At 59.5% G+C, this 18,387-nt stretch carries 17 protein-coding genes and 1 pseudogene; 12 read left to right on the forward strand and 6 right to left on the reverse strand.

Annotated elements, in window-relative coordinates; all coding sequences use genetic code 11:
- Positions 1-4: 4 nt before the first annotated feature.
- Positions 5-1,954, reverse strand: a complete 1,950-nt coding sequence (gene nosZ / locus MHY87_RS09895; RefSeq protein ID WP_239351390.1) for a TAT-dependent nitrous-oxide reductase — start codon at positions 1,952-1,954, stop codon at positions 5-7.
- A gap of 17 nt (positions 1,955-1,971) precedes the next feature.
- Positions 1,972-4,248 carry a NosR/NirI family protein gene (locus MHY87_RS09900; protein ID WP_239351522.1) on the reverse strand — a complete coding sequence of 759 codons (2,277 nt, stop codon included), beginning with the start codon at positions 4,246-4,248 and terminating at the stop codon, positions 1,972-1,974.
- 343 nt (positions 4,249-4,591) lie between these two features.
- On the opposite strand from MHY87_RS09900, the gene MHY87_RS09905 reads away from it, so the two are divergent.
- The gene (locus MHY87_RS09905) at positions 4,592-5,479 is read left to right on the forward strand and encodes a ferritin family protein (RefSeq protein WP_239351391.1); all 888 of its coding nucleotides are present in this window, start codon (positions 4,592-4,594) and stop codon (positions 5,477-5,479) included.
- Positions 5,480-5,693: 214 nt separating this feature from the next.
- Entirely contained in the window at positions 5,694-5,918 is a 225-nt protein-coding gene (locus tag MHY87_RS09910) for a DUF1858 domain-containing protein (protein WP_239351392.1), read from the forward strand.
- Positions 5,919-5,928: 10 nt separating this feature from the next.
- On the opposite strand, the gene MHY87_RS09915 is transcribed toward MHY87_RS09910, so the two are convergent.
- Positions 5,929-6,627: a Crp/Fnr family transcriptional regulator gene (locus MHY87_RS09915; protein ID WP_239351393.1), complete on the reverse strand. Its 699-nt coding sequence runs from the start codon at positions 6,625-6,627 to the stop codon at positions 5,929-5,931.
- 293 nt (positions 6,628-6,920) lie between these two features.
- On the opposite strand from MHY87_RS09915, the gene MHY87_RS09920 reads away from it, so the two are divergent.
- From MHY87_RS09920 to MHY87_RS09935, 4 genes and pseudogenes are all read left to right on the forward strand, one after another.
- Complete coding sequence (locus MHY87_RS09920) at positions 6,921-7,376, forward strand: pseudoazurin (RefSeq protein WP_239351394.1); 456 nt, start codon at positions 6,921-6,923, stop codon at positions 7,374-7,376.
- 124 nt (positions 7,377-7,500) lie between these two features.
- Positions 7,501-8,682: an NnrS family protein gene (locus MHY87_RS09925; protein WP_239351395.1), complete on the forward strand. Its 1,182-nt coding sequence runs from the start codon at positions 7,501-7,503 to the stop codon at positions 8,680-8,682.
- 202 nt (positions 8,683-8,884) lie between these two features.
- Positions 8,885-9,463 (forward strand): annotated as a pseudogene (locus tag MHY87_RS09930) (RES family NAD+ phosphorylase).
- A gap of 492 nt (positions 9,464-9,955) precedes the next feature.
- Positions 9,956-10,270 carry an NIPSNAP family protein gene (locus MHY87_RS09935; protein WP_239351396.1) on the forward strand — a complete coding sequence of 105 codons (315 nt, stop codon included), beginning with the start codon at positions 9,956-9,958 and terminating at the stop codon, positions 10,268-10,270.
- Positions 10,271-10,413: 143 nt separating this feature from the next.
- Here MHY87_RS09935 and MHY87_RS09940 read toward each other — a convergent pair whose 3' ends face one another.
- The 3 genes from MHY87_RS09940 to MHY87_RS09950 form a co-directional block, all read right to left on the reverse strand.
- On the reverse strand, positions 10,414-11,307 hold the full coding sequence (locus MHY87_RS09940) for a fumarylacetoacetate hydrolase family protein (protein ID WP_239351397.1): 894 nt from the start codon (positions 11,305-11,307) through the stop codon (positions 10,414-10,416).
- 64 nt (positions 11,308-11,371) lie between these two features.
- Positions 11,372-12,184, reverse strand: a complete 813-nt coding sequence (locus MHY87_RS09945) for an SDR family NAD(P)-dependent oxidoreductase (protein WP_239351399.1) — start codon at positions 12,182-12,184, stop codon at positions 11,372-11,374.
- Positions 12,184-12,924, reverse strand: coding sequence for an SDR family NAD(P)-dependent oxidoreductase (locus MHY87_RS09950; RefSeq protein ID WP_239351400.1), 741 nt, complete (start codon positions 12,922-12,924; stop codon positions 12,184-12,186). Before MHY87_RS09950 ends, MHY87_RS09945 begins: the two co-directional genes overlap by 1 nt.
- 289 nt (positions 12,925-13,213) lie before the next feature.
- Between MHY87_RS09950 and dctP the strand changes: the two genes are divergently transcribed.
- From dctP to MHY87_RS09980, 6 genes are all read left to right on the forward strand, one after another.
- Positions 13,214-14,224 carry a TRAP transporter substrate-binding protein DctP gene (dctP, locus tag MHY87_RS09955; protein ID WP_239351401.1) on the forward strand — a complete coding sequence of 337 codons (1,011 nt, stop codon included), beginning with the start codon at positions 13,214-13,216 and terminating at the stop codon, positions 14,222-14,224.
- A 168-nt stretch (positions 14,225-14,392) separates the two neighbouring features.
- On the forward strand, positions 14,393-15,136 hold the full coding sequence (locus MHY87_RS09960) for an SDR family NAD(P)-dependent oxidoreductase (RefSeq protein WP_239351523.1): 744 nt from the start codon (positions 14,393-14,395) through the stop codon (positions 15,134-15,136).
- Between the two features lie 53 nt (positions 15,137-15,189).
- The gene (locus MHY87_RS09965; RefSeq protein ID WP_239351402.1) at positions 15,190-15,615 is read left to right on the forward strand and encodes a cupin domain-containing protein; all 426 of its coding nucleotides are present in this window, start codon (positions 15,190-15,192) and stop codon (positions 15,613-15,615) included.
- Between the two features lie 93 nt (positions 15,616-15,708).
- Entirely contained in the window at positions 15,709-16,236 is a 528-nt protein-coding gene (locus MHY87_RS09970; protein ID WP_239351403.1) for a TRAP transporter small permease, read from the forward strand.
- A 2-nt stretch (positions 16,237-16,238) separates the two neighbouring features.
- On the forward strand, positions 16,239-17,522 hold the full coding sequence (locus MHY87_RS09975) for a TRAP transporter large permease subunit (RefSeq protein ID WP_239351404.1): 1,284 nt from the start codon (positions 16,239-16,241) through the stop codon (positions 17,520-17,522).
- 14 nt (positions 17,523-17,536) lie between these two features.
- Positions 17,537-18,346: an IclR family transcriptional regulator gene (locus MHY87_RS09980; protein ID WP_239351405.1), complete on the forward strand. Its 810-nt coding sequence runs from the start codon at positions 17,537-17,539 to the stop codon at positions 18,344-18,346.
- Positions 18,347-18,387: the final 41 nt, after the last annotated feature.

An 18,387-nucleotide genomic window follows, 5' to 3' on the forward strand; every position in this document is an offset into this window, starting at 1 on the left:
GGCGTCAGACCGCCTGCGGCTCGACGAGCATGCGGCCCTGCATCTCCATGTGCATGGCGTGGCAGAACCAGGTGCAGTAGTACCAGTACACGCCCGGCTTCGAAGCCGTGAAGGTGACGGATGCCGTTGCCTGCGGTGCCACCTCCATGTTGACGCCGTAATTGACGATGCAGAACCCGTGCGTCAGGTCTTCCACATCGTCGATGTTGGTGACGTAAACCGTGACCTCGTCGTTCTGCTTGACCTGGAAACTCTCCAAGCCGAACGCGGGCGCAGCCGAGGTCATGTAGACCCGCACCTTGCTGCCGTCGCGGATCACCTTGGAATCCGTCATCAGATCGACGCCGTCGGTCTTGGCCTGCTGCACTGCGTCGGCGAAGAACGGGTCATCGCGCTTCCACACATGCAGCGGGTTGATCTTCGAGCGATGCACGATGGTGGCGTCGTGCGGCTCGGCAAAGCTCGGGCCGTCATGCACGATCACCATCTGGTCGCCGGAGATGTCGATGAGCTGATCGTTTTCGGGCTTGAGCGGGCCGACGTTGAGGAATCGGTCCTTCGAGAACTTGTTCAGCGAGATCAGCCATTTGCCGTCCGCATCCTTGGTCTGGCCCATGGAGGTGTGATTGTGGCCCGGCTGGTAGTGGACGTCGAGTTTCTGTAGGACCGGGTTGACCTTCTCGCCCTTGAACGCCCGTATCGCGAGGTCGATGTTCCACTTGCACACCTGGCTGTCGAGGAACAGCGTCGTGTAGGCGTTGCCCTTGCCGTCGTAGGCGGTGTGTAGCGGGCCGAGGCCGATTTCCGGCTCGGCGACGACCGTATCCCGCGGCTGGATCTTGTCGTCGAACAGGTCGTCGAACTTGCGCACGTCGAAGACCGTGACGGTCGGCGAGAGCTTGCCGTTGGCGACGACATGGATGCCGTCCGGCGCGGTGTTGATGCCGTGCGGGCTGTTGCCGACCGGGACGTAGCGGGTGTAGGGCGAGCCCTTCTTGCCGTCGAGGACGGGGACACCGTTGATCATCTCGGCCTTACCGGCCTTCACCGCCTCCTCAATGCGTTTGAGGTTGAAGATGACGACCCAGTCCTGCTCCTTGGCCATCATCTCGGCCAGCGTGACGCCTTCCTCGGAGTTGTAGCAGGTCGAGAAGCAATACTTGCCCTGGTAGTCGGCATCGACGTTGTCGAGGTTGCCATCGACCTTGATCTGCCAGGCGACCTTCATGGTCTCGCCATCGACAGCGGTGAACATCGACGTGTATTGCTTCGGGTCGTCAAGAATCTTGCCGTCGTTCGGGATCGGCACCCGGTCCTCGCCATTGCAGAACACGTAGCCGGTCTTTGGATACTTCTGGACGCGCAAGCCGTGCACGGTGGATTGGTTCGGCAACTGGATGATCTTGTCGCACTTCATCACGTCGAGGCGGATGCGGCAGACGCGGGTGTTGGACTTGTCGTTGGCGAACAGGTATCGCCCGTCATAGGTGCCGTCGGTGAACGACGGATGCGGATGGTGGAGATCGCCGTTCATGTAGATGCCGCCGCGATCCTTCAGGAACTCGCGGTTCTGCGGCGTGAGACCTTCGGTCAGGATCTTGAGACTCTCGTTCGTCTGGCCCCAGCCGGTGGCGCTGTCGCGGTTGAACACCGGGATACGCATCAACTCGCGCATCGACGGCAGGCCGATGATGCGGACCTCGCCGGTCTGGCCGCTGGAGAAGAACACGTAGTATTCGTCAAGCTCGCCCGGCTTGACCTCGTACTTGTTCGCGATGGCGGGGCGTGCCGCAGGCGCGGCCGGACGCGTCTGCGCCTCGGCGGATGTGATCACGCCCGTATCCTTCAAGGAAACGCCGCCCGCGACACCGGCGGCTCCTGCCGCAGCTGCGGCTGCGGTCGTCGCGATTACCTGACGGCGGCTGAGACCGTTCGTTTTCTCTTCCCGTGACACGTGTGCCTCCTTCTCGCTTATGAAGCGGTGGTGGGGACGTCGGCCTTACCCGGCGCGTCCGTGGGTGTTCCGATCATCTTGCCCTTATGGGTGATGATCGGTTTAGCAGGGCCCTGGCCGCCGTCTTTGCTCTGGCGCATGGACGGGGACGAAAGTGCCTCGCGCTTCTCGCGCTTGAGCCGCACCTGGATCATGTGCGGGCAGCGCTGATCGTCGTGGTATAGCTCCTGGCAATGCATGCAGTAGATGCACTCGTTGACGTTGATCTGTCCCTCGGGATGGATCGACTGCACCGGGCATTCCTTGGCGCAGCGCTGGCACGGCGAGCCGCATTCGGGCCAGCGCCTGAGCCACTCGAAAGTGCGGATCTTGCCTGGGATCGCGAGCGCAGCACCGAGGGGGCAGAGATAGCGGCAGAAGAAACGCTCGATGAATAGCCCGACCGACAGCAGCGCGAGCGCGTAGATGACGAACGGCCAGTCGCGGACGAACTTCAGGATGATGGATGTCTTGAACGGCTCGACCTCGGCGAAGGTCTCGGCCAGCGCGACGTCGTAAAGCGAGAGTCCGAACAGGCCGAGAAAGATCACGTACTTGATCGGCCACAGACGCTCATGCAGGCCCCAGGGCACCGTGATCTGCGGCACCTTGAGCCACCGGGCGACAGTATTGGTGAGCTCCTGGAGTGCACCGAACGGACAGAGCCACCCGCAGAAGGGACCACGGCCCCAGAACAGCAGCCCTGCAGCGACCGCGGCCCACAGAATGAAAATCAGCGGCGCCGCGAGGAAGAACTCCCAATTGAAGTCGGTGATGAGCGAGTTGGTGAAAGTAAGGACGTTGACGACAGAGAGTTGGGCGTTGGCATACCAGCCGAGCCAGACCAACGTGAAGGTGAGGTAAGCGCCCCGGACCCAGATGTAAACCGCGGGGCGACGCACCAAAGCGTCCTGGAAGAAGAAGATCGCAGTGAGGACGAACAGAGCAAACGCTGTGATGCCGATGGAGACGGTGTTGGTCTTCCAGATCTTGAGCCAGAGCGGCTCCTCGATCTCCCCCGCCGCGAGTGCGTTCGCGTCGCTGAGAGACGATGCTGCAGGAGCCGGTGCCGATATCGACGGAGCAGGCTGGACTTGCGCCTGGGCGGGATCCTGCGGGGCCGTTGCACGGGCAGGGGGCTGCTCGACCCGCAGATACTGGTCCGGCAGGATGTATTCGAGATCGAATGTCAGGAAGGCCTTGTCGCGTGCGCCGACATTGCGCTGCACAAGCAGCTGCAATTGCCACGGCTCGGTGAGGTCGAGCCTGAAATCCTCCGGCACGACGAACAGGGCGATCTCGCGCAAGGCCGGCGCACCGGCCGCGGCGAGGTCGCCGAGGCGGGTGTGGTTGCGGTCGCGGAAGCGCGTGCCCTGCCCCTCCTGAAGGAGTTCGATGCGGTCGAAGATGCCGCCGCGGACATAGCCGGAGCCTTTGAACGAGTAGGCGCCTTCGCCTGCCACGACAACGGCCTGCTGGTCCGGCTTGAGCCGCGCCTTGAGCTGCTCGTAGGCCACATCCCCAAGCAGGCTGCGCCCGATGGCAGGAACGCTCACGGGGGCGACGTAGAGATCGATGAAGGTGTCGTTTGGATCGGCGGTCTCGGGGTTGTTCGCCGCTTCCCGATTGCCCGCCTGCGCGAAGCGGTCATTGACCTCGCCGACGGTGAGGGACAGGCGCCGGACCGAGCCGTCACCGAGCAGGCTCTGCCAGTCGCGGATCTCGCTCTTCGACAGATCGACGCTCTTTACGGCGGCTGGCGCCGTGGCGGTGGCAGGAGTGCCTTGTGCGGCGCCGAGGCGGCCGCTGCGGATCAGGCGCACGGCCGAGCGCACGACGCTGTCGCCCATGACAAGCACCGTCACGGTTGCGCCGCTGACGATGTCGACCTGAGGCGGCCGCTCGGCTCCGGTTGCGACCGGCTTCATGTCTTTGCCGACGAGCGTATTCACCGCGTCGACGATGCGCCGCTCCGGGATGCCGACGAGAACGATTGGCTCCTTATGATCGACGAGCTTGATCGCCGTGATGACGCCGTTCGGATCGATGCCGACCAGGAGGTTGATCGGTTTGCCTGAATAGCCGGTGGCGTTCGTGACATCAGTGTTCAGATAGACGTAACCGAGCAGGCGGTCGCCCTGATGGATAGGGACGAGCGGCGGATCACCCTGAGGTGCTCCGAAGCGGTCGGCCCCAGGAAAAAAGTCTGCGGGCTGCGCCTTCGTGAGGAATTCCTGCACGCGGCCTGCCGCCATGCCGGGCCCCGTCCAGAGAAGGAGGATCACGAACCCAAGCAGAGCCGCAATCCAAAGACGCTTGAAATCGGTATTCGCGAGATGTCGGTCGGGGTTAAGCGAGTGCGCTTTTGCCAACAGGGGACCGTCCAGGATAGCGTTCGTGCTTCTGAACAGAAAAACTTCAGCGGCCTTGAATCGGATCGGTTCCGATGGAAAGCTGCGATCTTTCCGGGGCCGTTGAAATCGATCTCGCATGGCCCACAACCATCATGCTTCGTATGGTCAGGTGAACATTGATCTGCGTCAAACTCATCGCAGGAAAGATGACCTGTCAATGTTTCAGAATTGCCAGGAGAGGACCATGTCGCTGTTGAAGCGGGAGCCCGCCGATTCCGTGAAATCCCTCGACGAACTGTTCGCGATAGCGGCGGCCATGGAGCGGGAGGCGGCAACCCGCTATGCCGAGATCGCCGCGCGCATGCGGCAGGAGGGCGATCCGGCACTGGCGGAGGTGTTCGAGCGCCTCTCCGCCGACGAACAAGGCCACCTCGACATTGTCATGCATTGGTCGCAGAGGAGGAAGGGGCATGCGCCCGATCCGGCGTCGATCCGCTGGGAGATGCCGGAAACGTTCGACGACGAGGGAGTGGCGACGGCCCATCCCCGGCTGCTGAGCGCCTATCGCGCGCTCTCGATGGCAGTGCGCAACGAGGAGCGCGCCTTCGCCTTCTGGAGCTACGTCGCAGCCCATGCGCAAGCCCCCGAGATCCGGCAGGCGGCTGAGGCCATGGCGCATGAGGAACTCGGTCACGTCGCCATCCTCAGGCGGGAGCGGCGGAGCGCCTTTCATGCCGAGCGGTGGCAGCCGGATGCCCAAGGGTCCGATGGAATGACTGATCTCGCTGCTCTCGAACGCCGGCTTGCCGACCTGCTTGAGATCCTCGCGGGCAGGGCGCCGCCGCAGGACCGCGGTCGCCTTGCCGGGCTCGCGGAGGAAGCGCGGCGGCATGCCGGCGAGCCCGATCCGGCAGCAGTCTCCGTGGCCGTTCCCGGCCAGGGGATTTCGGACGACCCGGTTGCGCTCGCGGAGCTGCTCGCGGACCGCTACCTCGAAGCGGGTGACGGCTTGAAGGACGATGTGTCCCTGGCGCGGGTCCAGGAACTGGCCGGACAGGCCATCGCCCGTCTGGCCTGGTTGCGATCGGACCTGCCGGAGGTGCACGACGAACGGGCGGGGATTCCGGACTGAAGTCGGGGCCGGATGGCGATGGTGCTCTCGAGCCTCGCCTGCTCGAAGTCGTCGATCAGGATTACGATCATTGCCTGCCGTGATCCGTGACGAGGGCAGGTGATGAGCATGCCGAGGGATCGGCAACATGACAGCGGCTTGGTTGCGCGAGGACAAGGAGCGACGTGGGAATTCGGCCTAGGCTTCATGCTCGATCCCAGCCTTGGAGGTCCCCATGACCATCGAATGCACCCGGCCTGTCGACGACGTCATGCGGCGATGGCCCGCGACGATCCGCGTGTTCCTGAACCGTCAGATGCACTGCGTCGGATGCCCGATCGCCTGCTTCCATACCATCGAGGACGCCTGTCGCGAACACGGCGTCGATCCCGATGCGTTTCTGGCCGAGATCAGGATGGCTGCCCGTTCACATGGCACCGCCTACCCGTGCCAAACCTGACTGGGCCCGCTCAGCTTGGCGAGCCTTCGGCGAGCAGCAGCAGTTTGTGCGGCTCGCGGATCATGATCTTCTGGCGTCCGCCTGCGATGAGCCCCTGGCTTTCCCAGGCGCTCAGGACGCGGCTCACGGTAAACAGCGTGGCACCGGTCATCTCGGCGACGTCCTGACGCGTGATCGGGAAATCGATCTGCACCCCCGCCTCGACCTTGCGCCCGGCCTGTTGCGCAAGCCGGAGCAAGGCATGGGCGATGCGGCGCTCGACCTGCTCAGTCGACATCTCGACCACGCGCGTGTGGGCATCCTGGAGTCGGCTGCCCACGGTCTGGAGGGTGTTGACCGCAAGGGCGGGATGGGTCGCCACGAGGCGGGGCCATGCGGCAGAGGGCCAGACCAGGGCAATGCTGTCCACCACCGCCGTCGCAGTTGCCGGATAAGTCTTGCGGCCGATGGCGATGGCGACGCCGAACACCTCGCCCGGCGTGACGAAGCGGACCACCACCTGTTGTCCGTCCGGGGTGAGCTTGAACACCCGCAGGTGCCCGTGCAGCAGGATGAAGAAGGAGTGGGCCTCCTCGTCCTGCTGGAACACGTTCGTTCCTTTGGGATAGCGCACCGACTGCGCCTCCTGGAGCAACTCGTCGATCTGTTCCGGCACAAGACCGGCAAACATCGGAAGGTCCGCCACCAGGGATCGATCAACGTTGGGCATCCACCTGCCTTTACCGAAGCGGCCGCGGACGTGGCATCTGCGGACCTGCCGTCATACGGGAACAACCGCCAAACGTTCCGTTCCGTTCGAATGGAACGGCTCCTGATTGGCAACGGGTGGTGTTCCACATCGTTCGCCGCTGCGTAAACGAAGCCCCGGCCAAGCGACGATTATCGCGCAAAAGGCGCCAACTCATTGCGCAAGATCAATCACGTCAATCTCCGCAAGGCGTATCACCAACCCAGGGGTTCTGGACAGGGCCCTTCGGTTTCGCAAGGCAACAGGAGACTATCATGCGGAAGGTCATCGTGCTCGGCGCCATCGCGGCAGCCCTCGGCTTCGCAGGTGCCGCCAGCGCGGCCGAGGTCGAGGTGAAGATGCTCAACAAGGGCACCGAAGGTGTGATGGTGTTCGAGCCCGCGCTGGTGAAGGTCAATCCGGGCGACACTGTGAAGTTCATTGCCGTAGACAAGGGCCACAACGTCGAGAGCATCGAGACGATGCTCCCCGAAGGCGGCAAGGCCTTCGTCGGCAAGGTCAACGAGGAATTGACAATCACCTTCGACAAGGCTGGCGTGTACGGCTACAAGTGCAAGCCGCATTACGGCATGGGCATGGTCGGCATGGTCGTCGTCGGCGAGCCGGCGAATACGGACCAAGCCAAGGCCGCCACCCATCCCGGCAAGGCCAAGCAGACGTTCGCTACCCTGTTCGACAAGCTCGCGGCAACCCAGACCGCGGCCAAGTAACGCTCTCATCGAGGTTCATGCGCCGCCGCGGCATGTCCGTCGCGGCAGCGCCAAGGTCGTTGCGGAGACCGGGGCAATGATCCCCGTCGCCGTCGACCGCATGAGCCTGAAAAGGAGGTCGACGATGGCTCCAATTCCACGCCTGCGGGACTACAAGGGACCCGCGCTTCTTTCTTACGGCTTCCGACCGTTCTTTTTGTTCGGCTCACTCTATGCCGGTTTGGCCATCCTCGCGTGGCTGCCGATATTCTACGGCGAGCTGGAGCTGTCGACGGGCTTCGCGCCTCGCGACTGGCATGTTCACGAGATGCTCTACGGCTATCTCCCAGCCGTGATCACGGGTTTCCTGTTGACCGCAGTTCCGAATTGGACCGGTCGCATGCCGCTCCAAGGCCGGCCACTGCTCGTCCTCGTTCTTGTCTGGATAGCCGGCCGCTTCGCCGTGACGAGTTCGGCCTGGATCGGTTGGGGAGCCGCGGCCGTCATCGACAACGCATTCCTGCTGCTCGTCGCGGTCTCCTTGGCTCGGGAGATCGTCAGCGGGAGGAACTGGCGCAACCTCAAGGTCCTGATCGCGCTCGGCGTCCTGATGGCAGGCAACATCGTCTTTCACGTCGAGGCCCATGTTACGGGCGCCGCCGATTACGGCATCCGCTTCGGAATCGCCGCCACCATGATGCTGATCATGCTGATCGGCGGCCGCATCATCCCGAGCTTCACTCGCAACTGGCTCGCGCGCGAGAATCCCGGTCGCCTGCCAACCTCGTTCGGCGCTTTCGACGTGGTCTCCATGATTGCTGCGGGCGCCGCGCTCCTGGCCTGGATCGTTGGCCCGGACTGGCGCGTCACCGGCGTGGCATTGATCGCCGCGGGCATGCTTCAGGCGGTTCGGCTGGCGCGATGGGCGGGCGAGCGCACGTGGCGTGACCGTCTCGTTCTGATCCTGCACGTTGCCTACGCCTTCGTGCCTTTAGGCTTTGTCCTGGTGGGTCTTGCTGCCTTGGGAGTGCTGCCGCCCGGCGCGGGCATCCATGCCTGGACTGGCGGCGCCATGGGCATCATGACCCTGGCGGTGATGTCGCGTGCGAGCCTCGGACATACGGGTAGGGCGCTCATCGCAACGGCATCCATGCAGGGATTCTACCTGTTGCTTGTCGCGGCTGCGCTCGCCCGGATTTGCGCCGCGATTCATCCGGCCTGGAGCGGCACGCTGCTGCATGTGGCGGGCTGTGCGTGGGCAGGGGCGTTCGTCGGCTTCGCGCTGGCCCACTGGAAGGTGTTCACCCTCCCACGCGTGACGGCGTGAAACGGCGAAAACATAGCCTCCGATCTCGCTGCCGTGCGGTCTTACATCGATGCTGCCCGTGCTCCCTGATCTTGAGATCCAGGAAGCCAAGGTCGAATGGAAGCAGGCCTGGCGCATCATTGCCTCGCGCTACCCTCCCATTGATCTGTTCGAGCGCATCTCATCGAATCCCGCTGTGTGGGATGCGCTTATCGAGCTTGAGATGCTGACCAACCTTCGTGTCCGGGATGAAGCGGGCTTGATTCATCTAGTGCCACCAGAGCGGCGGATCAGCGGTCCCAATGCCTCATGGGTGATAGCGTCGTTCACGCATGTAAATCCAAAGGGCTCGAGGTTCGCGGATGGCAGCTTTGGGGTCTACTACGCGGGTGACCAGCTTGAGACCGCAATTGCTGAGACAGTCCACCATTTTGCAAGCTTTGCGCGTGATGCGAATGATCCGCCGCGGCGTGAGGACATGCGCGTGCTTGTGGGAGCGGTCTCAAATCGCTTTCATGAGGTTGAAACGCTTCAAGTCAATCAGCGCGATGCTGTTCTGGATCCAGGGTCATATACAGCCAGTTAGGAGCTGGCTCGCACCTTACGAGAGGCTGGCAGCAACGGGCTGCTATATCCCAATGTGCGTCATACAGCTGGCCACTGCATTGCAGCGTTCTGGCCGGATGTCGTTGGGGTGCCCAAGCAGGAACGTCACCTGCAGTACGAGTGGAAAGGTCAGGCCATGACGCGCTACTTCGACTATAGCCTGAGCGAGTGGATGCCGATGCCAGGAGCAGTCTGATCACAGCACTGGCAGAGGGGGAGCCTTAGCTTCGTGCTCGTGATATGCAAGAGAGCGAAACTCGCCTTCCACACTGCATCCTCGTAGTGACGGGCACCGTTGTATCGATTGTGCCGCTTCCTGAGGTGTTTAAGATCTCAGCTTTGATCGCATCGATCATTCGTGGTATCTCGATTGGAAGGTAACTCGCTCCCACCGAATAGGCGCTTCGTCTGGTCGTGAAGTGAAGGCGTGTGCATCCGCTCCGAATGCTGAACCGCGTGATATATCCGCGAAGGCCGCACAACAACTTGCCGCCACGTTCTGCAGCATGCGGCTCAACCTCGAGCGCGCGGCATGTGATCGCTTGCTTGGACTGGACAGATGCAGCTGGCAGGACTACAGGCGCTTCACGTAGGGATCACAAGGTCTAGCAAAGATAGCGTGAGCCAATCGGTGCAGCACCTACCGCATTCTTGCTGGGCAAATGTTTTCGATTTGAAAGAGATAACGATGCTTATTGAAGAGCGTATCTACACTATCGCGGCAGGTAAGCTGCCAACCTATCTCGCGTTATACACGAACGGCCCGCTCGACTTGCAAACGCGAATCCTAGGCAATCTACTTGGTTATTTTACCAGCGAAATTGGTCCACTCAGCACGCTTGTTCATCTTTGGGGTTACACCTCGTTCGAGGACCGCATTTCGCGTCGGGAGGCTCTGGCGGCAGAGCCTGAGTGGCAAAACTACCTCTCGGCCGTCACGCCTATGATTGTGAGGATGGAGAATCGATTACTCGTTCCAACTGCCTTCTCGCCAATCCAATAAGGGCTAGCGTGCAAAACACATCATGACGCGAGGATGAGGTGGAACGCGATTGTAATTGGCGCAGGTAGAAGCTCCTGCACGTCTACGTTCGGCAGAGATACTGCCGAACGCTAAAAGATCGAAAGTCAGCGATGTGCAGCTCTTTATGCGAGTGCGACGTCGGAGTTGCCATACAAATCCGTTTCGACAACGCGATTGCGAAGTTCTCCAAGGCCTGTCCCGCGAACGATGACTTCGTCGCCGTTCTTTAGGAACACCTGAGGATCGCGTGCCATCCCGATCCCGCTGGGTGTCCCGGTCAGGATGATATCTCCAGGATAGAGTGTCATTCCGAAGGACAATTCAGCGATCAGCTGACCAACATTGAAAGCCATCTGTTTCGCATAGGCATCCTGCCGCTTCTCGCCGTTGACAAAGGTCTCAAGCCTCACAGAGGGGAGGTCGATCTCGTCTGCGGTGACAAGAAATGGCCCGAGCGGCGTGCTGCGATCGATGCTCTTGCCCTTGAACCATTGGCCTCCGTGTCGGCGTTGAAGATCGCGCTGCGACACGTCGTTGGCCAAGGTGTAGCCGAAAATATGATCGGCCGCACGGTCCGACGGAATGCTGCGACCTTCCTTGCCGATGACGATAGCGATTTCACCCTCGTAATCCCACTTCTGCGAGATGCGGAGATCGAAGGCGATATCCTCCCGAGCGCCGATCAAAGCGTTCGGAGCTTTGTTGAAGAATGTGGGAGCGGTTGGACGTTCGACCTCCTGCCCGTCGCGTTTGCCGATGCCTTCTTCAAAGTGGTCCCAATAGTTCCACCCGGTGCACAACACATCCCGGCGGAACCGCCGGATCGGCGGCAGGAAATGAGCGCTCTCAATCGGTAAAGTTTCATCGGAAGCGGCTTCCAGCTCAGACAATATGCCGAGCCCCAGATTGATGAGGTCGATCATGTCGCCGCTTGATGCGGGGAGAAGGGCAACCTGGTCACCGCGGACAATCCCGATCCGCTCCATGTCCCCGACTTTAACGCACGCAAGTTTCATCGTCGTATCCTGATTGTTAAGTCATTGCGGAATCGCCGGAAAGATCTCTTCCGGCCACTGCGATCTAGTCGAGCAGGCCCGTTTCTTCCGATACACGGCGGTATGCGGCGCCGGCGGTGAAGCCTCCATCGATCGTGAAATCCTCGCCTGTGATGAAGCTGGCTTCTTCGCTGACCAGAAATGCCACCAGCCGTGCGACTTCCTCATCGGCGGCAGCGCGTTTCATGGGCGTCATCGCAATCATGGGTGCAAGATGGGGCGACTCGCTGTTTAGCTTGGTTAAAACAAGACCGGGGCAAACTGAATTCACGCGAATGCCACGGCCGGCGAATTCCATGGCCGCGGCCTTGGTCAGTCCTCGCAATCCCCATTTGCTGGCCGTATAGGCCGGGTCATAATGGGCTGAGAACGCCGAGTTGGACGATATATTGACGATTGCGCCACCCCTGCTGCGCGCCATCTCGGCGCTCACGCAGCGAACCCCAAGGAAGGCGCCAGTCAGGTTGATATCGACAAGGCGGCGCCATTGATCGGGAGAAGTTTGGGCGATCGATTTGCGGTTGATGATGCCGGCATTGTTCACGAGTATATCGATCGCACCTCGCCAGTTCACTACGCTCTCGACAAGAGTCGTCCATTCATCCTCTCGGCTGACATCCAGCTTGAAGAAGCGAACATTCAGTCCTGCATCGGTCAATGCTTTCGTGGCTTCCCGGCCTTCATCTTCGAGGACATCGCAGAGAGCAACGTTTGCACCGCGCTGCGCGAGGAGGCGGGCCTCAGCAAGGCCTTGACCACGGCTTGCGCCAGTGACGATTGCCACCTTGCCTTCCAGAGTAGCCGGCATCGCCGAGGTTGCATTCGGAATATTCGCCATTAGTAAGTCGCCCTTCCGCCGGAGAGATCGTAGACTGCTCCAGTCGAGAATGAGCAGCCATCGGAGGCGAGCCATGCGGCGAGTTCGGCTACCTCCCGAGGTGTACCTGCACGTCCCATTGGGATCTTGGCCAGATTGGTGGCAACCATCTCAGAGGACATTTGCTGCAGTAGATTTGTTTCGATGAGCGCAGGCGCGATGCTGTGGACGCGAATGTGAGTGTTCGCCAATTCCTTTCCCAGCGCCTTTGAAAAGGCGATGACGCCCGCTTTCGCTGTAGAATAGGCGGCCATGCCCGGATTGCCGTCTTTCCCGGCAATGGATGCGATGTTGATGATCCGGCCGCTACGTGCGGGGTTCATCAGCTGCAAGGCTGCATGCGAGCAGTAGAAAACGCTCGTGAGATTGACGGCGAGTGTTGCTTGCCATTCGGCTGCGGTGTAGTCGGCGACGTTTTTTGTCGGCCCGGTGACGCCCGCAGCATTGACCAGAAGATCGAGGCCCCCGAGATCGCCTGCCGCATCCGCCATGGCCTGATTGACGGCATCCGCATTCGTGACGTCGACCGCCCGGAACGTGAGATCTCCCCGAAGCTGTGAGGGCCTCTGCCTGTCCCAAACCTGCACCTTGGCGCCGGATTCCAGGAAGATATCTGCGATCGCGCTGCCAATCTGTCCGCAGCCTCCCGTGATAATGGCTAGGCGGTTCTGCAAGCTGTAGCTGTTCTTCCCGATTGTCATCTCTGTTCCCAGCTTCTTGTCCGCTTGGTCCCAACCATAAGACCATCCTCATAAACGTCAAATAATTATCATATTATGCGACTTTGGTATTGCTTCAAAAGGCGTGCGGGTTGGTAAACCGGCGCGCTTAAATGGCTGAGTTTCCTAAAATACTGCGGGAAAATTGTATCTAGACGGAAGCCTTATCGAGAGGGAAAGTCAGCCTGACTCTGATAGTGATCTATTGACTTGTCTCATAATGCGAGAATTATTTTGCCCATCGAGGACATTAACTCGGGAGGAGATAACGATGAAGAAGTCTACGTTGCTGAATGCAGCTCTCTTGGGCTCCGCCATGGCACTTGGTCTTGCGGGCGGTGCATCGGCTCAGACTATCAAGTTTAGCTACCCTGTGGCGAAGACAAGCACGATGGGTCAGACGATCGACCATTTCGGTGGCCTGATCGAAAAGAGCACCAATGGCGCTCTCAAAGTCCGTGGCTTCTCCGATGCCCAGCTCGGCAACGAAATCCAATCCGCATCCTCAGCGCAGGGCGGGATCGTGGAGATGGCGGTGACGACCACCGCCGCGCTTGCGAGCACGGTCAAGGACTTCGATCTTTTCCAGCTTCCGTTCCAATTCCCGACTTACCAGGAACTCGATACTGTTCTGCGCGGAAAGACCGCCCGAACAATGCTCGACAAGCTGTCGGCCTCCAATCTGATTGGCCTGTGCTATTGGGATTACGGCTTCCGTAATGTCACGAACAACAAGCGTCCGATCGAGAAGCTGGAGGATATGAATGGTCTCCGGATCCGAACCATTCAGAATGCCGTCTATCTCGATGTTCTGAAGGCGCTCGGCATGAATCCCACGCCGCTGCCGTTCCCCGAGACCTTTACCGCCATTGAAACCGGGGCAATCGACGGCAACGAGGTTGCAAACGACGTCACGCGTGCAACCTCATTCTATGAAGTTCAGAAATACCTGACGGAAACGCGCCACTTCCCGACATCAAGCGTGGTTCTCGTCAGCAAGCGATTCTGGGACAAGCTCGATACGCAGAAACAAGACGCTATGCGTGCGGCTTGCGATGAAGCCGCAATCTTCAACCGTAAGGCTATTGAAGCCTCTGACGTCGATACCCGCAAGTTCCTGGCCGACAAGGGCATGCAGATCAACAAGATCTCCGACGAAAACATGCAGAAAGTGCGTGAGGCTGTAAAGCCTGTCATCGAGCGCGTTACAGCAGGCCTCGATCAGGAGGTCGTGAAGAGCTTTAATGCCGAGCGCGAAGCTGCCAAAGCGAAGAGCCAGTAACGTGTAGATTACGGCTGTGCTCGCACTGGCGAGCGCAGCCGCTCCACTTAATCCTTGTGTTTGCCGGCGATGGTGCAGCCGCTTTTCCGTAGGCGCGCCTGTCGGCCAGTGGAACGATTCATTCCTGCGCACGGTGGATGAATCCAATAGAAAAGAAAGTGAGCCGTGATGCTGCTGAAAGAGAAGGTTGCGATCGTGACCGGCGCCGGAAACACCCAAGGCATAGGCTTTGCCGCAGCTCGAATGTTTGCGCGCAACGGCGCATCCGTGATCCTCGTTGATCTCGATAAGGACGGAGTCGAAGCTGCTGCACGCGAGATCGGAATTGATGCTCTCGGGATCGCGGCGGATGTCAGATCCCAAGAGACATCCAAGCCTGTGTATGCCGCCGCCATGGAGAGGTATGGCAGGGTCGATATTCTGCTGAACAATGCCGGGATTACTCAGCCGCGTAAAACCGTCGATATCACCCGCGATGAATACGACGCCATCATGGACGTAAACCTGCGCGGCACTCTGATTATGTCGCAGCAGGCACTCCGTGTGATGAAGACCGGAAGCTCGATCATCTGCATCGCGTCTATCGCTGCACAGCGCGGGGGCGGCCTTATGGGAGGTCCCCATTACGCGGCCTCCAAGGGCGGTGTCCTGGGCCTGGTTAAGGCGATGGCACGGGATGTCGGCCCCGCCGGAATTCGCGTCAATGCGATCAATCCTGGTGTCATCATGTCTCAGATGACCAAGGATTTCTATGACGATGACCTGACTGCGAAAGTGCTTCCGACGGTGCCGCTTGGGCGTTTTGGCACGCCTGATGATGTCGCGGGAGCCTGCCTGTTCCTGGCGTCGGATCAATCCGCCTATATCACGGGATCTTCGATCGACGTGAACGGCGGAATGCACATGAACTGATGCGAAGCCGTCCGGCTGCAAATTGCTGAGCGACCCTAACGAGGAGAAATGAAGTGAATGCCAAAGTTGTGCCAGTCGTAACCCGTGCTGGTGAGCTCGATTTCAATACCGGTCAATCCGGGGATTGCGTTCGCCGTTCCGGTGTGAGCCCGCAACACACACCTGCGACGAAGATTTGGTTCGGACAGGTCACTAATGAGCCCGGCTTCCGTTCGCCTCCTCATCACCATGGAGAGGCAGAAACCGGGGGCTACGTTCTCAAGGGACATGGGCGTATCTATTTCGGAGAAGACTACAAGGAATACGTCGACATGAAGGACGGCGATTTCGTGTTCGTGCCCCCGAACATGCCGCATGTCGAGGCGAACATGAGCGTAACGGAGCCGCTGACTTGGCTGACCTGCCGTACGCCGGACAATATCGTCGTGAATCTCCCAGATGTTCCCGACGGCGAGCTGGAAGGCTATCGGAGGCCGTAGGCTCAAACGGGCAATCCCGGCTCGCTCGCCACATCAGCGTGGTTGATGCAGTTCAAAAAGTATTCATGATATTGGTCAGGAGGACGGAAGAAGATGTTGACGAAGGCGATTGACGCTTATTTCGCCCTCTTGAAGGGAATCGTCGTCTTATGCCTCATGGGCATGGTGGTTCTTGTATTCGGCAACGTGCTCATGAGGTACATCTTCAATTCGGGGATTACCGTCTCGGAAGAGTTCGCACGCTGGCTATTCGTCTGGCTGACGTTCATCGGCGCAATCATTGTGCTGCGTGACCACGGCCATCTCGGACTGGATTTCGTTGTCAATAGCCTTCCCAGGCCGCTGCGCCGCATCTGCTTGGTCGTCGGCCATTTGCTGATGATCCTCGCAACTTGGCTCATCATCGACGGCAGCTGGACCCAGGCTTCCGTTAATTTCCACACCTATGCCCCAGCGACAGGTCTCTCGATGGGCTTGTTCTTCGGTGTCGGCCTGATATTCGGTATCTCTACAATGTTCATCCTGGTCTGGCGGCTATTTTTGATCGCGACAGGCCAGATGGATCGAATGATCGTGATTGACGAGGAAACAGCTGCCGTAACGCAAGGCCTGGAGAAATAATAATGACGCTGCTTGTCTTCCTCGGTGCCTTGCTCGGCAGCATGTTCATTGGTCTGCCCATCGCCTACGCCCTGCTTATGACGGGTGTTGCCCTGATGTGGCAGTTGGATTTCTTTGATTCTCAAATCGTTGCCCAGAATCTTCTGAACGGCGCGGATAGCTTTCCGCTTATGGCTGTGCCTTTCTTCATGCTCGCGGGCGAATTGATGAATGCAGGCGGCCTTTCACGGCGCATAGTCAATTTGGCACTAGCCGCCGTTGGGCATATCAAAGGCGGCCTGGGATATGTTGGCGTTTTGGCCGCCTGTATCCTCGCAAGCTTGTCCGGCTCCGCCGCAGCCGATGCAGCCGCCCTTTCTGCGATCCTCGTTCCCATGATGGTCAAGGCAGGCCACGACAAAGGACGTTCTGCCGGTCTGATTGCAGCATCCGGCATCACGGCTTTGATCATTCCGCCTTCCATCGGCTTCATTCTGATTGGCGTGGTCGGGAATATGTCGATCACGAAACTCTTCATCGCTGGTATTGCTCCCGGCATTCTGATGGGAGCGGTTCTTGCAACCACATGGTACTTCGTCTCCCGCCATGAGAACATCGCCACGCCTGCTCGCGTGCCAGTCGAAGTGGTGTTGGGTAAAGTTCGGGAGGGAATATGGGCTCTTCTTCTGCCTGTCATCATCCTCGTGGGCTTGCGCTTCGGAGTATTCACGCCCACGGAAGCAGGGGTCGTTGCAGCCGTTTATGCTCTATTCGTCGCATTGTTCGTCTATCGGGAGCTAAAAGTTAAAGACCTCTTCGAGGTGTTCCTTGCGGCTGGAAAAACGACCGCCATGGTCATGTTCCTGGTTGCTGCTGCCCTCGTGTCCAGCTGGATGATTACCATTGCCGGGCTTCCTGATCAGATCACGGACCTTGTCGCCCCATTTGCGAACAACCCGACCCTGCTCATGTTCATCGTGGTCGGCCTTGTGCTTGTCGTCGGCTGCGCCATGGACATGGTTCCGATCATTCTTATTCTTATCCCGGTCCTTCTGCCCGCCGTCAGGGACGCCGGCATCGATCCCATCTATTTCGGTGTTGTCTTCATGCTCGCCTGCGCAATCGGGCTGCTGACTCCACCTGTCGGTGCGGTTCTCAACGTTGTCGCTGCCGTCTCAAAGGTTAGCCTGCCCCAGGTTATTCGTGGCGTCGGACCATTCATTCTGGCTCAGATTACAATCCTCATCCTGTTCGTCCTCTTTCCAGGGATCATCACCGTCCCTGCGACTTGGCTGGGCGGTCAATAGACTGAGATAAGACAATGACAAGTCTCGACAAAATGCTCGAAATTATGAACTATTTTGACGAAGACAACTTGTCGATTGACGTGTCTCGAGCCGCGGAGCTGACCGGAACATCGAGGGCGACTGCTTATCGCTACATTCAATCGCTGTCTAAAAGCGGCCTGCTGATGCCTGCGGCAGGCGGAAACTACGTTCTCGGATCGCGGATCATCGAATTGGAGATGGTGATCCGTGAGAGCGATCCGCTCCTGAAGGCCGCTGGTCGGTTGATCCGCCGCAATGCAGAGGATCTCGGTCTCAATATCATGCTTTGCAGCTATTACGGCGACAAAGTTCTCTGCGCTGATTTTGCGTGGCCTGATCGCAGCATAGGCGAGATCTACAAGCGCGGCCGCGCAATGCCGATCTTTCGCGGTGCGATGGCGAAGGTCATCCTGGCGCACTTGTCACCGTCGCAGCTCAAGAACGTCTATCGGTGGAATGAAGATCAGATCCGTGAGAGCGGTCTGGCAATGAATTGGGACGAGTTCCGCAAGGCAATGAACGCAATGCGGAGCGATGGATATGCTGTCACCTATTCAGAGGTCTTCGATGATCTGGTCGGTATCGCAGCCCCTGTTCGAGATACTGAAAAGCGTATCTTAGGGAGCGTTGTCTTTGTTCTTGCACAGGCGCGCTTCAACAGGTTCGATAGTTCGGAGTTGATTACTGAGATCAGACGAATCTCAGCAGAGATCGAGGAAGGGATTGCTCGATTGACGCGGAGCCATGATGACACTTCGGTTTATGCTGTACGGCTCAAGCGTCCAGCTGCGACAGAGGCCTGACCCACAATCATCCACGTTCCTGAAGCAGGGATTGGCCCCCG

Source organism: Microvirga sp. ACRRW (assembly GCF_022346925.1).
GTDB lineage: Bacteria > Pseudomonadota > Alphaproteobacteria > Rhizobiales > Beijerinckiaceae > Microvirga.

What these genes read in the sequence shown, in the direction of transcription:
- MHY87_RS09900 (WP_239351522.1), bottom strand. Translation starts at nt 4,248, where the DNA reads ATGGCGGCAGGCCGCGTGCAGGAATTCCTCACGAAGGCGCAGCCCGCA.
- MHY87_RS09905 (WP_239351391.1), top strand. Translation starts at nt 4,592, where the DNA reads ATGTCGCTGTTGAAGCGGGAGCCCGCCGATTCCGTGAAATCCCTCGAC.
- MHY87_RS09910 (WP_239351392.1), top strand. Translation starts at nt 5,694, where the DNA reads ATGACCATCGAATGCACCCGGCCTGTCGACGACGTCATGCGGCGATGG.
- MHY87_RS09915 (WP_239351393.1), bottom strand. Translation starts at nt 6,627, where the DNA reads ATGCCCAACGTTGATCGATCCCTGGTGGCGGACCTTCCGATGTTTGCC.
- MHY87_RS09920 (WP_239351394.1), top strand. Translation starts at nt 6,921, where the DNA reads ATGCGGAAGGTCATCGTGCTCGGCGCCATCGCGGCAGCCCTCGGCTTC.
- MHY87_RS09925 (WP_239351395.1), top strand. Translation starts at nt 7,501, where the DNA reads ATGGCTCCAATTCCACGCCTGCGGGACTACAAGGGACCCGCGCTTCTT.
- MHY87_RS09935 (WP_239351396.1), top strand. Translation starts at nt 9,956, where the DNA reads ATGCTTATTGAAGAGCGTATCTACACTATCGCGGCAGGTAAGCTGCCA.
- MHY87_RS09940 (WP_239351397.1), bottom strand. Translation starts at nt 11,307, where the DNA reads ATGAAACTTGCGTGCGTTAAAGTCGGGGACATGGAGCGGATCGGGATT.
- MHY87_RS09945 (WP_239351399.1), bottom strand. Translation starts at nt 12,184, where the DNA reads ATGGCGAATATTCCGAATGCAACCTCGGCGATGCCGGCTACTCTGGAA.
- MHY87_RS09950 (WP_239351400.1), bottom strand. Translation starts at nt 12,924, where the DNA reads ATGACAATCGGGAAGAACAGCTACAGCTTGCAGAACCGCCTAGCCATT.
- dctP (WP_239351401.1), top strand. Translation starts at nt 13,214, where the DNA reads ATGAAGAAGTCTACGTTGCTGAATGCAGCTCTCTTGGGCTCCGCCATG.
- MHY87_RS09960 (WP_239351523.1), top strand. Translation starts at nt 14,393, where the DNA reads ATGCTGCTGAAAGAGAAGGTTGCGATCGTGACCGGCGCCGGAAACACC.
- MHY87_RS09970 (WP_239351403.1), top strand. Translation starts at nt 15,709, where the DNA reads ATGTTGACGAAGGCGATTGACGCTTATTTCGCCCTCTTGAAGGGAATC.
- MHY87_RS09975 (WP_239351404.1), top strand. Translation starts at nt 16,239, where the DNA reads ATGACGCTGCTTGTCTTCCTCGGTGCCTTGCTCGGCAGCATGTTCATT.
- MHY87_RS09980 (WP_239351405.1), top strand. Translation starts at nt 17,537, where the DNA reads ATGACAAGTCTCGACAAAATGCTCGAAATTATGAACTATTTTGACGAA.